The organism is Bacillus sp. OTU2372 (genome assembly GCF_038440275.1).
Lineage (GTDB): Bacteria > Bacillota > Bacilli > Bacillales > Cytobacillaceae > Neobacillus > Neobacillus bataviensis_B.
The window spans coordinates 67,017-81,750 of sequence record NZ_JASATK010000004.1 but is presented as its reverse complement, the minus strand read 5'-3'; the positions used below and the strand labels follow the sequence as shown (position 1 = coordinate 81,750).

General features: G+C 39.0%; 13 protein-coding genes and 1 riboswitch. Of the genes, 8 read left to right on the top strand and 5 right to left on the bottom strand.

Going from position 1 to position 14,734, the window contains the following annotated elements; all coding sequences use genetic code 11:
- Positions 1 to 174 precede the first annotated feature (174 nt).
- From AAHB15_RS09745 to AAHB15_RS09735, 3 genes are all read left to right on the top strand, one after another.
- Positions 175 to 1,752 carry a phytoene desaturase family protein gene (locus tag AAHB15_RS09745; protein ID WP_342042278.1) on the top strand — a complete coding sequence of 526 codons (1,578 nt, stop codon included), beginning with the start codon at positions 175 to 177 and terminating at the stop codon, positions 1,750 to 1,752.
- Between the two features lie 178 nt (positions 1,753 to 1,930).
- Complete coding sequence (locus tag AAHB15_RS09740; RefSeq protein WP_144561944.1) at positions 1,931 to 2,950, top strand: DUF3231 family protein; 1,020 nt, start codon at positions 1,931 to 1,933, stop codon at positions 2,948 to 2,950.
- A 145-nt stretch (positions 2,951 to 3,095) separates the two neighbouring features.
- Positions 3,096 to 3,233 carry a hypothetical protein gene (locus tag AAHB15_RS09735; protein ID WP_176541048.1) on the top strand — a complete coding sequence of 46 codons (138 nt, stop codon included), beginning with the start codon at positions 3,096 to 3,098 and terminating at the stop codon, positions 3,231 to 3,233.
- An 82-nt stretch (positions 3,234 to 3,315) separates the two neighbouring features.
- Here AAHB15_RS09735 and AAHB15_RS09730 read toward each other — a convergent pair whose 3' ends face one another.
- Positions 3,316 to 3,468, bottom strand: a complete 153-nt coding sequence (locus tag AAHB15_RS09730) for a lmo0937 family membrane protein (protein ID WP_141561117.1) — start codon at positions 3,466 to 3,468, stop codon at positions 3,316 to 3,318.
- A 166-nt stretch (positions 3,469 to 3,634) separates the two neighbouring features.
- Here AAHB15_RS09730 and AAHB15_RS09725 point away from each other — a divergent pair, with 166 nt between their 5' ends.
- Entirely contained in the window at positions 3,635 to 4,477 is an 843-nt protein-coding gene (locus tag AAHB15_RS09725) for an aldo/keto reductase (protein ID WP_144561943.1), read from the top strand.
- Positions 4,478 to 4,637: 160 nt separating this feature from the next.
- The gene (locus tag AAHB15_RS09720; protein WP_335571233.1) at positions 4,638 to 6,140 is read left to right on the top strand and encodes a DHA2 family efflux MFS transporter permease subunit; all 1,503 of its coding nucleotides are present in this window, start codon (positions 4,638 to 4,640) and stop codon (positions 6,138 to 6,140) included.
- A 236-nt stretch (positions 6,141 to 6,376) separates the two neighbouring features.
- On the opposite strand, the gene thiC is transcribed toward AAHB15_RS09720, so the two are convergent.
- On the bottom strand, positions 6,377 to 8,161 hold the full coding sequence (gene thiC, locus AAHB15_RS09715; protein WP_144561941.1) for a phosphomethylpyrimidine synthase ThiC: 1,785 nt from the start codon (positions 8,159 to 8,161) through the stop codon (positions 6,377 to 6,379).
- A 133-nt stretch (positions 8,162 to 8,294) separates the two neighbouring features.
- Positions 8,295 to 8,409, bottom strand: a riboswitch (TPP riboswitch).
- Positions 8,410 to 8,582: 173 nt separating this feature from the next.
- On the opposite strand from thiC, the gene AAHB15_RS09710 reads away from it, so the two are divergent.
- Positions 8,583 to 8,753, top strand: coding sequence for a hypothetical protein (locus AAHB15_RS09710; RefSeq protein ID WP_176541049.1), 171 nt, complete (start codon positions 8,583 to 8,585; stop codon positions 8,751 to 8,753).
- A gap of 97 nt (positions 8,754 to 8,850) precedes the next feature.
- Here AAHB15_RS09710 and AAHB15_RS09705 read toward each other — a convergent pair whose 3' ends face one another.
- Genes AAHB15_RS09705 through AAHB15_RS09695 form a run of 3 tightly spaced genes read right to left on the bottom strand, consistent with a single transcriptional unit; the run spans position 8,851 to position 12,508 of the window.
- A complete protein-coding gene (locus AAHB15_RS09705; RefSeq protein WP_342042277.1) occupies positions 8,851 to 9,969 on the bottom strand; it encodes a Ger(x)C family spore germination protein in 1,119 nt (372 codons plus the stop codon).
- A gap of 3 nt (positions 9,970 to 9,972) precedes the next feature.
- On the bottom strand, positions 9,973 to 11,442 hold the full coding sequence (locus AAHB15_RS09700; protein ID WP_335573801.1) for a spore germination protein: 1,470 nt from the start codon (positions 11,440 to 11,442) through the stop codon (positions 9,973 to 9,975).
- On the bottom strand, positions 11,432 to 12,508 hold the full coding sequence (locus AAHB15_RS09695) for a GerAB/ArcD/ProY family transporter (RefSeq protein WP_335573802.1): 1,077 nt from the start codon (positions 12,506 to 12,508) through the stop codon (positions 11,432 to 11,434). The genes AAHB15_RS09700 and AAHB15_RS09695 overlap by 11 nt, the downstream gene beginning before the upstream one ends.
- A 345-nt stretch (positions 12,509 to 12,853) precedes the next feature.
- On the opposite strand from AAHB15_RS09695, the gene AAHB15_RS09690 reads away from it, so the two are divergent.
- Both AAHB15_RS09690 and AAHB15_RS09685 read left to right on the top strand, forming a co-directional pair.
- Entirely contained in the window at positions 12,854 to 13,300 is a 447-nt protein-coding gene (locus AAHB15_RS09690; protein ID WP_335573803.1) for a MarR family winged helix-turn-helix transcriptional regulator, read from the top strand.
- A 241-nt stretch (positions 13,301 to 13,541) separates the two neighbouring features.
- Complete coding sequence (locus AAHB15_RS09685; RefSeq protein WP_335573804.1) at positions 13,542 to 14,573, top strand: NADH:flavin oxidoreductase/NADH oxidase; 1,032 nt, start codon at positions 13,542 to 13,544, stop codon at positions 14,571 to 14,573.
- Positions 14,574 to 14,734 lie beyond the last annotated feature (161 nt).

The window sequence follows — 14,734 nt, the reverse complement described above, 5'->3', positions numbered from 1 at the left end:
ATGCTCTTACTTATTTTAATAGATTAGTAATTTCTCTTCCATATGGAAATATTTCCTACGTAAATTAGAACATAGCACGAAATATTTCAATAAAATCCTGATAGAATTAGTACTTAATATCCAGATGCCAGAATATCTTTTTAACTATATTTGGCTTACTGGAGGAGAGATTTGGTGGATAAATTTGATGTGATTTTCATTGGGAGCGGCCATAATGCGTTAATTGCGGCTGCCTATTTGACTCGCGCAGGACGTAGTGTACTAGTTTTAGAGAAAAATGATCGCCCTGGAGGTTTTCTTCGCACTGAGGAATTGACGCTTCCTGGTTTCAAGCATGATGTCTATGCAGCGGCACATCCACTCTTCACAACAGGGCCTGCTTACGCTGAATTAAGAGAGGACTTAGAAAAGCGAGGGTTACGTTATTTAAATACAGACCTCCCTACAGGGGTTTCGATGGAAGATGGACAGACAGCTGTCCTTCCGACTGCATTTGATGCGCTAATGGAGGAAGCTGAACGGCTGGCTCCTGGTGATGGTGCGGCTTTAGCTGCGATGTTTGAACTATTAAATCCATATGTTAACGATGTATTCGGCTTGTTTAACATGGATCTTTCTAGCCCTGAAGCTGCACCTATTATCAAGCGCTTGCTTCATGAAGAGGGTGGTGCTGGTTATTCTTCTTTTGCGGCCAAACTGATGACAACAGCACGTAACACAGTTAGTGCACTAAAATCGCCAGTAATGCGGGCGATGCTCGCATCCTGGGTCACACATTTGGGGCGTACTCCGGATGAAGTGGGCAGCGGTATTTGGGTGCCTTTGACGGCAATGGCACTGATGGGCGGCGGGATGCCTACACCAGAGGGAGGCAGTGAAAAACTCGTTCAAGCCTTAGTACAATTAATCAAGGATCATGGAGGGGAGATTCAAACCAATACACTTGTCGAGCGCATCATAGTGGAGAATGGTAAAGCAGTAGGTGTTCGGACAGCTAAAGGGAGAAAAATCCTTGCCAAGCAGGCAGTGGTGGCCACCACCACACCAGACCAGCTTTATCTCTCACTCTTAAAAGATACCGAAATATCGCCGCCACTCCGCGCGCAAGCAGAAAAGTTTCGATATGGCCGCGGGTGTGTACAGATTCATTTAGCCCTTAGTGAACCGCCCAAGTGGCCGGATGAACGGTTTAACCGGGTAGGGCAGCCACACTTAACCGACGGCTTAGATGGGTTTACTTTGGCAATTGCCCAAGGGATGGCGGACCTACTTCCTGCAAAACCGACCTTCACTGTAGATTGCTCAACGAACTTGGATCCAACGCGTGCCCCAGAAGGCAAGGCAATTATGAGGGTACAGGTGTTGGAAGTGCCAATCCGTCCACGCGGGGATGCGGCCAACCAAATTGAGCTGGGGGACGGAACTTGGACTCGTGATTTAACAGAGCGTTTTACAGAACGAGTGCTAAATGTGGTAAGCAAACATATTCCGAACATTCCTAGTGCTGTCATCGGAAAATATGTTGTTACGCCTAACACGATCGCAAGATTTAACCCGAACGCAGGACCTGGCGACCCATATGGCGGTGCACATGATTTGGCGCAAAGTTATCTGTTTAGACCACTTCCAGGGCAGCCGGGGCATCAAACAGCAATTCCAAATGTGTATATGCTTGGTGCTGCTACATGGCCTGGCCATGGAGTGAATGGCGGTTCTGGTTATATTGTGGCTCAAAAGTTATTGGCCAACTAACTTTTTTGGAAGAGCAATTCAAAAGATTCTATTTCTTTTTTGAAATAGGATCTTTTCTTTGCTGATTTTGTGAAGATCTTCATCAAGGATAAAAGTTATTTGGTGACCAATAAGAATAAAAAGTGATCATAATAAAAATAATACATATATTATTGTAGTATTTGGAGGTTCTAATGTAATGTCAAAAACCACAATACCTTTAACCTCTTCTGAAATAGCATCTATTTGGACAGCTTATTTAAATGATAGTATGGCAATTCAATTTCTAAGCTATTTTCTAAACATCGTGGAAGATCCAAAAGTCAGGCTCATAATTGAAACGGGGCATAGCATTTCCTCTAACCACCTTTCCTTTTTAACAGATCTTTTTAAGCAAGAAGGGATTCCAGTTCCCACCGGCTTTTCTTCTAGCGATGTGAACCTCAATGCTCCTCGACTATATTCAGATGCATTTTTGCTTACATACCTCAACCATATGTCAAAAGCAGGAATGCTGGGCTATAGCGGTTTTTTAGCGATGAGTGCAAGAAGAGATGTTCGGCAATACTTTAAGAAAGCACTGCAGCAAACTTCTGACCTATATGATGAAAGTTCAGAGGTTCTCCTGGAAAAAGGCCTATTTATCCGTTCACCTTATATTGATTATCCAAAGCAAAAGGATTTTGTTGATAGTAAGAGCTATTTTAGGGGTTTAAACCCGTTTTCAAACAAACGACCATTAAATACAGTAGAGCTTTCACACTTAAATTTGAATATACAAAATAACCTGATTGGAGCAAAATTATGTCTTAGTTTCGCTCAAACCTCCCCCAGAAAAGAAGTCCAAAAACTTATGCTGCAAGGAAAGGATATTTCTGATAAGCATGTGAAAATTTTTACCTCTATCTTACTTGATAATAATACACAGTCTCCTGTATCTGCTGATGTAGCCATTACAAATTCAACAGCAGAGGTATTTTCTGATAAATTAATCATTTTCCATATGGGCTTGTTAACAGCATCGGGGACTGGTAACTATGCTACTGCTGCTGCTGCAAGTCAACGTAGTGACTTAATTTTAAATTATGAGCGGCTATCCTTTGAGATTGCCCAGTATACAAAGGACATTGCCTATTTCATGATCAAAAATGAATGGTTCGAACAACCTCCTGGTACGTTAGATAAAGTAAAATTAGCCCAACAGAAGAAGCAAAATTAACAAGAATGAAGAGAAGAGGCTGCTGCGGCAGTCTTTTTCTTTAATTTTGGGCTCTCTTAATAACGTTGAAATTTAGATTCACATATTTTTACATTCGTCATATAGTAACTTCTGTGCAAGAAATGTTAGAAAGGAAGAATGAACAATGAATAACAATCAATTAATAATAACTAAGAAGAATGAATATAAAGGTGGGGGAAATGGATACAAGATCATTGAATTTAATGTCTCCGATCCAGCCGAAAATTTATTTGCCGTTGTTACTCCTATTAAAAAGCAATAATGGAAGCAAGGAAGTACGGGGACGGTTCTCATGCTCCAAAAGAAGCACTAGATCCGTTCCCGTGTTTTACGTGTTTTAGTCGTTAGGCTCTATTTTTTGTCCTGCCCGAAATAAATTTAAAGATGATTACCACGGCAGCAACTACTAGTAGAAGGTGTATAAGTCCTCCTGCAATATGGAATACAAGCCCAAGGACCCAAAATAATAGTAATAATCCAACAATCGTCCAAATCATCATAATCCCTACTTTCTTTGAAATAGTGGTTTGTTATGTAACATACCCATAAATGAAAAAAGTATATCAATTAGTATTTAATATATATTGCAACTCCAATCTCTTACTATGAAATTTATTGATAAATATGGTAATTTAAAAATAAGACTGAGAGGAGTGAATAGTTATGGAGAAGACAATTCCAGAGATAACTCTAAATGATGGGCTTACTTTGCCAGTTATCGGTTTGGGAACCTATAAGCTAAAAGGAAATGAAGGGGTCAATTCTATTATAAGTGCGATTGATATCGGCTATAGACTGATAGATTCGGCTTATAATTACGAAAATGAAGGAACGGTAGGGGAAGCTGTTAGACGCAGTTCAGTTCCAAGAGAAGAATTAAAGATTACCTCTAAACTGCCAGGCCGCTATCAAAACTATGATAAAGCCATTACGACCATTCAAGAGTCGTTATATCGGGCAAATTTAGATTATTATGATGTTTACTTGATTCATTGGCCAAATCCAAAACAAGATACATACGTAGAAGCATGGCAAGCATTAATTGATGCTAAAAAATGGGGTCTGATTCGTTCAATTGGTGTTTGTAATTTCTTGCCTGAACATATCGAGCGTTTAGAAAAGGAAACTGGCGTTAAACCGAGCATGAACCAAATAGAATTACACCCATTTTTCAATCAAGCACAACAAAGAAAATGGAATGAAGAGAATAGTCTTGTTACCGAATCTTGGAGTCCCTTAGCTCGGGCAAATGAAGTTTTACAAAATGATCTACTTCAGAAGATTGCTGACCATCACCATAAATCGATTTCACAAGTGATATTACGTTGGCATTATCAACTAGGAGCTATTTCGATCCCTAAATCATCATCACCTGAACGGCAGCTTGAAAATATCTCTATTTTTGATTTTTCATTAAATGAAACTGAAATGAGCTTAATTTCAGGATTAACCCACCCAGAGGGAAGAATCAACAATCAAGATCCAGCTACATACGAGGAGTTTTAAGGAAGCATGGGGACGGTTCTCATGCATAAAAAGAAGCGTAAGAACCGTCCCCTTGCTCACGTGTTCCCAGATGATTAGTATTTTCCTTGAATTCACATACTATCAAGTACTATACTATCTAAGTTCATATTATAAATACATCGTCAGGAGGACTTATTTCTTGGGTACTGCGGAGACAACGAACAAGACTATTCGAACAACACCGATATTTGCGGTATTGCTGGCAGGGGCTTTTGTTGCATTCTTGAATCAAACGGTGATTAATGTAGCATTGCCTAAAATTATGGAGACTTTTGATATTTCCGCTTCAACCGCAAACTGGTTAAGTACCATCTTCATGTTAACAAATGGAATTGTAATTCCAGTTACTGCGTTTTTAATGGAAAGATATACCACACGGCAATTATTTTTATTCTCCATGGGGGTATTTGCGGTTGGTACCTTTATTTGTGCTATTGCACCGGCCTTTTACATCATCCTAATTGGTCGTGTAGTACAGGCAATTGGAGCCGGGGTCCTATTTCCTTTAATAACAAATGTTATTTTTACGATTTTCCCGATTGAGCGTCGCGGGTTTGCAATGGGGATTTTTGGTGTGGCGATGAATTTTGCCCCAGCGATTGGTCCAACATGGGCAGGGTGGATTATTGAAACCTATTCCTGGCATACAATGTTTTATATCATTGCCCCAGTTGCTATAATTGACTTTTTAATGGCTATCTTTTTTGTGAAAAATGTGACAGAAACCAGCCGTCCAAAATTGGATGTGCTCGGCGTTATTTTATCCACAATTGGATTTGGCGGTTTACTTTATGGATTTTCTACAGGTGGAACAAAGGGGTGGACTGATCCGGAGGTCGTTACCTTGTTTGTCATTGGGGGAATAAGCCTTGTTCTTTTCGTATGGCGTCAACTAACGGTGGGCCATCCTATTCTTGAATTCAGGATCTTCAAGTATCGCATGTTTACGTTAACCACCATCATTAATGTCATTATCACGATGGCAATGTTCTCCGGAATGATCTTAATGCCAATTTATATGCAGAATATCCATGGCTTCACTCCACTTCAAGCAGGATTCATGCTTCTCCCAGGCGGCATAGTGATGGGGGTTATGTCTCCGATTACTGGAAAGCTATTTGATAAATATGGAGCAAGATGGTTAGCAATTATTGGTTTAGCGATAACGATTGTGACCACTTACGCACTGACAAAACTTCATACGGATACGTCCTATACTTATGTTTTATGGGTATATACGGCAAGGATGTTTGGAATGTCCATCCTCATGATGCCAATTTTTACAGCGGGATTAAATGATTTGGGCCTCAGCTTAAATAGATATGGTACCGCAATGGTGAATACATTAAGGATGGTTGCTGGGGCTGTGGGCATGGCCTTTTTTGTCTCAATCATGACCAATCAAGGGGAAGAACATATGAAAACGATTATGAGCCAGGAAGAGATTTCCCCTACGGATAAGGTCCACATGGCGATGGCGATTAAACAGGGAACGGTAATGGGGATTGATGATGCCTTTATGATCGCTACCTATTTATCGATTGCCGCCTTTATCTTGGCTTTCTTTATCCGCACACGTGGTAAAAAGGAAGAAGCACCCATCCAAAAGAAAGCCATTAAAAAAGTACCGCAGCTGCAGTAAATAATTTTAATAGAGTAAAGAACGAATTGACGTATGCGTTAGCATACGTCAATTTTCTTTTAATATATATATTTTCTTAGTCATTATTGCGATTGTTATTTCCTTAATAAATCAATTTGTTGCACCAATTTTCTTCGATGGACATCCCGATAGCATTGGTACGGGATTATCTATTATTCTTCTGGCCATTGTTCTATTAAATCTTCTTGGGATAAACACAAGTAATTTTAATCCATTTACTGATAAAGGTTACCACCAGATTGTTTAAACTCTTCTGCTTTTTCCCTCATTCCTTTTTCAATCGCTTCTTCTGTTTCAAGTTTGTTTAATCTTGCAGAGTTTCGAATATCATGAGAGATTCTCATGCTGCAAAATTTAGGTCCGCACATGGAGCAGAAATGGGCTGTTTTTGCCCCTTCTGCCGGCAGGGTTTCATCATGATATTCTAGTGCACGTTCAGGATCCAATGCTAAATTAAATTGATCTCTCCAACGGAATTCAAACCGAGCTTTAGATAAAGCATCATCTCTAATTTGCGCACCGGGATGTCCTTTAGCTAAATCAGCCGCATGTGCAGCAATCTTGTAGGTAATAACTCCTTCGCGAACATCGTCTCTATTTGGTAAGCCAAGATGTTCTTTTGGAGTTACATAACATAGCATGGCAGTACCAAACCAGCCAATCATTGCAGCTCCAATCGCTGAAGTTATATGATCATATCCGGGAGCAATATCCGTTGTAAGAGGTCCCAGTGTATAGAAGGGTGCTTCCTTGCAAATTTCAAGTTGTTTATCCATGTTTTCCTTAATGAGGTGCATCGGTACATGTCCCGGCCCTTCTACCATCACCTGTACGTCATGTTCCCAAGCAATCTTCGTTAATTCTCCTAGAGTTTCTAATTCCGCAAATTGAGCTTCATCATTTGCATCTGCAATAGAACCTGGACGTAAACCATCCCCTAATGAGAAGGCCACATCGTATGATTTCATAATTTCACAGATTTCTTCAAAGTGAGTATATAAAAAGTTTTCTTTATGATGGTGCAAACACCATTGGGCCATAATCGATCCGCCACGTGAGACGATTCCGGTTAACCGTTTCGCTGTTAACGGTACATATCGTAAGAGGACACCGGCATGGATGGTAAAGTAATCGACACCTTGTTCAGCCTGCTCAATTAATGTATCACGGTAAACTTCCCAAGTTAGATCTTCGGCAATTCCATTTACTTTTTCTAAGGCTTGATAAATCGGAACCGTACCAACAGGAACGGCTGAGTTTCGAATAATCCACTCACGAGTCGTGTGGATGTTTTTGCCTGTTGAAAGATCCATAATCGTGTCGGCACCCCAGCGAGTGGCCCATGTCATTTTCTCCACTTCTTCTTCAATCGATGAGGAAACCGCCGAATTCCCAATATTGGCATTAATCTTTACATGAAAATGGCGTCCGATGATCATCGGTTCTGTCTCTGGATGGTTGATATTAGAAGGGATGATTGCCCGGCCTCTTGCCACTTCATCACGAACAAATTCCGGCTTCATATTTTCCCTGATGGCGATGAATTCCATTTCAGGTGTAATGATTCCTTTCTTTGCATAATGGAGCTGTGTCACGTTTTTCCCTTTTTTTCCTCGTAATGGCTTACGCTTTAATCTAGGAAATACCTTATGATTAGCCCTAGGGTCATTTAGATCTTGATATCCATTATCTTCTGGTTTGATTTCACGGCCTTCATATTCTTCAACGTCAGATCGTTCATTTATCCATGTACTACGAAGGGCTGGCAGACCTTTTGTAATATCTACTGAATAATTTTTATCTGTATAAGGGCCGCTTGTATCATACACCCGTACCGGGGGATTCGCTTCCTCTCCAAAGGTACTTGTTGTCGGACTTAGTTCAATTTCCCTCATAGGAACTTTAATATCGGGTCTTGAACCCTCTACATAAACTTTTTTACTGCCTGAAAAGCTTGACATGATGGAAATGTTTTTTTCATTTAATGAGGTGGATACCATTGATAAATCTCTCCCTTTTTATTTAATAAAAGGACGAGTTCTAGAACATGAATGGGAAAAAAGAAGCACATAAAAAAGCCGGGTCCTTTAAAAGGATGGACCCGGCAAATGTATGTAGAAGTTAATCTTAATAAAAGATGCTTATCAACTTCCCCACGCTGGTATGATCCAGATCAGGTCCGAAGGGTCAAGAAACTTAAACGTGTTTCTCTCTCAGCCCAAACTATTGGACTCCCCTAGTTATGTTTATTTAACTTGCTCAAGTATACAAAAATAGAAATAGAAAAGATAGGTAATTTTTAAAAAAATTACAATATGAGGAATAAGGCGGGGGTCTTTTTGACTAAATTTAAAGGAAGTGTATAATCTTCAATCTCCAAACAGAAAATAAATAGTAAAAGAAAATAGTGGAGGAATAGACATGGTACGCAACCGAGCTCACAAAGATCCGGAAAATAAAATGAAAATTTTTAAAAACATTAATCAGTCCGGTTTAAACTACGTGCAGTCTGCGATTGAGAACACGGCAGAATCGACGGATGATGCGACGCAAAACTTGGTTAACCAAACAATGAAAAACCCAGGAAAGTGATAAGGCTGGTTCAACTTTATAGGGTGTATTGTTTTTAACACAACTTATAAAACACATATTCAAGAGGGTGCCCCAAGCCGGAGCATCCTTTTTCGTGTTAGCGTTTATAATTTATGTTTTGTTGTATCTTTATCTTAACATTGATATGTTTTACAGAGTTCTTATTAATGTTATTGATAACATTAATGTCCCACTTTTTGTGATGATACCGATAGGGTATTTCAGTAATATTTAAAAGGTCCGCATTTATTTGATTGCTTCTTTCCAAGGATATTAGAATTTCATTTCTCACTTTCTGCGCTAATTCTTTTTCAATATTACTCACACTCAAATTATCTACATTTTGATTGATATAGGCGTTGGCTTTAATTATTAAGTCATAGGCTGGTTTTGGTCCACTTATCACTTTAATAGTACTTTTGGGTTTAATAATTTCTACACTCACTCGCTCATTAAAGAGTGAAATTGGGATTCGCGCTGCCTTTTCGGAGAACCACTTTAAGCCAATTAGATCATGTTTTTTGACCCAGCCCTTGAATTGATGCTGTGCAACAACAAATCCTCCGGTCAAAGCTGCAATATTTATGGGCTTTTCATCCTGCAAGAATATCTTTTTCCTGATATCAATGGTAGGGATAATCAAGGTACCTACTGATTGGTTATATTTTGAAATCATCCGGTTGTATTTTTCAATCTGCATTGAATAGTTTTCCTTTAATAACGGACTAGGACTATGGAGGACGGTATAGATAGAAGGGTAATTAAAAAAGCTTTCAGCTAAAAGGACCTTTTTAATATCACTATTTGTTCCATACAGCCAACAATTGTATCTGAGGAAAGAGTTCTGCCCGATAAATTCAACAACAGTAGGTAAATGCTTTTCAATGACATTTTTACTTAAAACAAAAGTATTCACATGACCGTAGTACAACGGAAGAGCAGCATGCTGCTCTAATTTACTGATTGCGGCCTGGATACTTTTACCTGTGGCTTGACCAATTAAAATCGGTGCAGCCTGTTGCAATCCAGAACCGCCTTCTTGTTTGGCGATATTGGAAAAATTCAATGCTTGAAGATACACGGTATACCGCCCTTTAGAATAATCAAATCCGATTGCCGTTATATAGGTTTCATTTTGAATTTCCTTTGCACCTGTACAACCTGATACAACCAAGAGGAGACAACTGAGTATAGTAAGGAATATATATCTCATCATAAATTACTCCTTTTGACTATCGGGATCGATAGGACGATAGGCTTTGTTCCGTTTCTTGAGAAAGCGAAATGGCAGCTTTAAGAAGTTTTTAAGAATGTCGAATCTATTTGGATTGGATAAAAAAGAGATATAAGGCTGCCCAAAACTTTCCAATGAGACGACATGGGTTAATAACAGAAAGAAAGCAATGAAGAAACCAAATAAACCTAAAAAGGATGAAAAAAGTAAGACAACCATACGAAGCAGGGCAATATTACCGCCAATGTTTTGGTTAATCAATGTATAACCAGAGATCACGGTGATAGCAACAATCACTAACATAGAGGGAGAGGTTAACCCGGCACGGATGGCAGCATCACCGATAAATAATCCGCCAAGAACAGCCACCGTCTGGCCCACCGCTTTCGGAAGCCGTACACCAGCTTCTTTAAATAATTCAAATAAAATCAACATGATCATAGCCTCTGCAGGTGCTGATAAAGGTAGCCCGATTCTCGTGATGGCAATGGTTGCCAATAGTGAATAGGGTACCTGATCTATTTGAAACGTAATTAAGGCAATGTAGAAGCCTGGTAAAAAAACGGTAGTAAAAACACCAATAATCCGTTGGATTCGAATAAAGCTTATATAATAAAAACTTTGGTGTACGTCTTCGGGTGAGAATAGAACTTGGTTGAAATTAGTTGGACCTATAATAACAGAAGGATTTCCATCAACGATAATGACAAACCTCCCTTGGTTTAAAGATTGAACAACAAAGTCTGGTCTCCCGATATGGTCCATTAATGGGAAAATAGAATAAAGATTATCATAAAGATGCTCTTCCAGCTCGTAGCTGCTGACAATAATATCAATCTTGATGGATTCTAAGCGTTTTTTTACTTCATCTAGAAGGGAAGGGTTGATAATGTCATCTATATAAAGCAACAATACTTTGGTTTGGCTACGCTCACCTAGTGTATATTCAATACTTTTTAAAGAAGAGGTCTTTAATCTCTGCCGAATTAATGCCATGTTATCCGATACATTTTCAACAAATCCATCTCTCGGTCCACGGACAGAAGTCTCTAAAGTGGATTCTTCTGGACTTCTCTTTGGAGCGTTGGAGATTGGGATCGATAAGAAATCATTCACATCATAGCAAAAAATAAGTAGTTCTCCTGAAAACAGTTTCTTTTCCAATTCAGCTTTGATGTTTTTTCCTTCTTTAAGCGGGCTGACCTCCATAATCTTGCTTAAAAGCTCAATGGTGAAAGAACCATTCTTTTCTATCACCAAATTAATTTGAGGGAAAATGACTTCGTTCAAGGATTTTATATCCACTAAATTGGGACAAAAGAAGAATTCTAATGAGCAAGTGGAATTTTTCTCTTTATAGATTCTTTGTTTGACTGTAATATCAGAAGAACCTTCGAACCAACTTTTTACTTGGACAATGTCTATAGTTTGTTTTGAAGACTGATTATTTTTCATGGCTCACACCTTTAAACTTGATGAGTAGGAAAACCAGGAGCAGTAGGCAAATTTGAAAGATTAGGTTAATGGGAAAGTAAAAGTTTTTCAAAAAATAAATAAATGAGACGGAATCCCAATGAATGCTAGCTGCAATAATTAATAAAACATAAAGCATTGGAAGGACCCATTTATGTTCCGTATTTAACGAAAGGCCCTTTGCAGCGATAAATAAAGATAAACTGATTCTGACAAAGGCACCTGACAGCCACTGGAAAATAGAAAGAAAATCAAGGCGGGTGACATGCATTCCAATTGTAAGCAATTTCCACTCTTCATAAGCCGGATTCCTCATTTTTCCCGCTTCTACTGAGCCAAATTCGGCAATCGCACCCGCTAAAGGTCCAAAGGATAACCCTGCAAGTATGATCCCCGTTAATATGAGCCATTTCATTTTTAATTTACCTTTAAGGCTTGAAGTTAAAAATAAGATAAAGGATATTTCAACTAAACCGGAACATGCATATCCTAATCCTTTAAAAAAATCGATATAGCCATTTTCAAAAATAGGAAACAATTGTTCGTAATCCTTATTCGGTATATTTCCCACCCCAACTAATAAACCAAATAAGACAACAAAGGGCAGGATCAGCATAGCCATGGTACAAATGGTGCGAAGCCCTTTAGCGGAAGAATAATAGCAAATCAAGGCAAACAAGGAAACAACCACATAATTCGGAACATCAAAGGTATAGTTGGCATTCGCCCAATAAATCGTAAATTTAAGAGTAATTAAAGCGGTAATAAAGAAATGAGCACAAAACACGATTGAAAAAATAATCGAGACCCATTTGTTATAAGCATGATTTAGAAATAAGAAAAGGTCATACTGGTTTAATTTTTTATAAATATAGAAGATGAACAACAACCAGAGCGTAATAGGAACAGCACTAGCAAGAGCGCTAAGCCAAGCATCTCTTTTAGCCGTTGATAACAAAATCGGGAGGCTTAAGACATGAACCATAAACCCAGTAAAAAGAATCAGTAAGATATAAATATGTGAGGCTTGGATTAGTTTTTGATTCATTCGGGACCACCTGTCTAACACTTTTTATTAGTGTAACCCCAGCATAATGGGATATGTATGTATTTTCCAATTCCAGTTGACTTCCTTTAGGTTATTTTTTGGTACTTGGAACAAATATGACCAGCTAACACAATCTGGCTTACCAAACATTTGCATTTTCTCTGTTAGAAAATCTCCCATATTTTAAGATAATTAAAAATAAAATTGCTAAATTCATAGAATATACTTGCATATTCTTATCAAGAAGCATCATGTCCAATTGACTAGTAAATAAATTAATTGGTAGTATAAAGGTAAATAAAACACTGGCTCTAGGGCCTTTTGGACAAGAATAGGGTGGTACAGATGGAATCGACTCCACAAAAACAACTAATAACCAATTGGTTATCTTTCTCCAATCTGCAATTGAAAATTACAAATGAATTAGAAGACAGCCTTCAACAGAAGCATCAATTATCGTTGAATGAATTCTACGTTCTCTTATTTTTAGCAGAATCTCCTGAGAAAAAGTTAAAATTGCAACAGCTGCAGAATATGGTGGGGTTAAGTCAGAGTGCCATGTCTAGACTGGTAAGCCGCTTTGAAGCAAGGGACTGTGGAGCCTTAAAAAGGCATATTTGTACAGACGATCGCCGAGCTATTTTTACTTCATTAACAGTAGAAGGGGAGGAAAAGCTTAAACAGGCAATGGTTACGTTTCAAGAAACCCTTGAAAAAACGTTTTCGAAAGAAACGGTTCTTGGCGAGCTGCAGCAGCTACTGAATCAATTAAAAGAGGATGGGACCGATTAAAATCCGCTAAGGTATGGGTTGCTTGGTCCCATTTTTTTATGTGGAATCAAGTTGCTTGACGGACTAAATAACCGTATGCTAATTTATATGCATGCACATACATTTTAAAAATACAGCAAACTAAAAGCAGATTTAGATGCGAAAATAACGTGGTAAAATTGGCGGTAAAGGTAGACGCTAACGAAAGTAAAACCACTCAACCTTGTATCAAGTCATGCTATCACATAAAGGGAGTGTTCGGATGGATCATTTATTTTCACCATACCAAATTAAAGGACTACAATTAAAGAACCGCGTGGTTATGCCGCCGATGTGTCAATACTCTGTGATCAATAAAGATGGAATTGCCACCGATTGGCATTATGTACATTATGTTAGCCGTGCGATTGGCGGTGCCAGCTTAATCATCATTGAAATGACCGATGTGGAACCAGATGGACGCATCACAGATTATGATTTAGGCTTGTGGTCAGACGAGCATGTCCCTACATTGAAACGCATTATTGACGCTTGTCATCAACATGGAGCAAAAGTGGGTATTCAAATTGCCCATGCCGGACGAAAAGCACAAGATGCAAAAGAGCCTGTTGCACCATCTGCGATTCCATTTGATGAAAAATCCAAAACACCAAGAGCTCTTTCTACAGAAGAAGTAAAAGAAATGGTAGAGAAATTCCGTCTGGCTGCACAGCGAGCCATCAAAGCAGGAGTGGATGTGATTGAGCTTCACGGAGCACACGGATATTTAATTCACCAATTCACATCAGCTTTCACGAATAAAAGAACAGATGAGTATGGACAGGAATTAACGAAATTTGGGAAAGAAGTCATACAGGCCGTCAAAGGTGAGATGCCTGAAGATATGCCATTAATTATACGTATTTCGGGAAGAGAGTACGTAGAAGGCGGTTATGGAATCAACGAAGCCATCGAATTTTCAAGAGAATTTCAAAAAGCAGGAGTGGATATGTTCCATGTAAGCGCAGGTGGAGAAGGCCCAATCGCTGCAGAGGGAAGACCGGGTACACATGTAGCCTACCAAGTGCCATTAGCAAGAGCGATTAAGCAAGCACTTAATGTCCCTGTAATTGCAGTTGGCAGATTGGATGAACCAGGACTGGCCAACTCAGTAATCGGAAATGAAGATGCAGACCTTGTTGCCGTTGGAAGAGCCATGTTAAGAAATCCTTATTGGGCATTAGAAGCTGCAACCGTACTTCACAAAGAAATAGAAATTCCAAGACAATATGAACGCGGATTCCCAAGACGCTAAAAGCATGGGGACGGTTCTCTTGCTTCCTCGGAAGCAAAGGAACCGTCCCCATGTTTTTCCATGTTAGCCAAGAAGCATAGCCCACAAAAAAGAAAGCAAACTAAAATAGTGGGTGCCTATCAGCATCTTTAATTAATTCAATAATAGGATGGTGCAAAAGA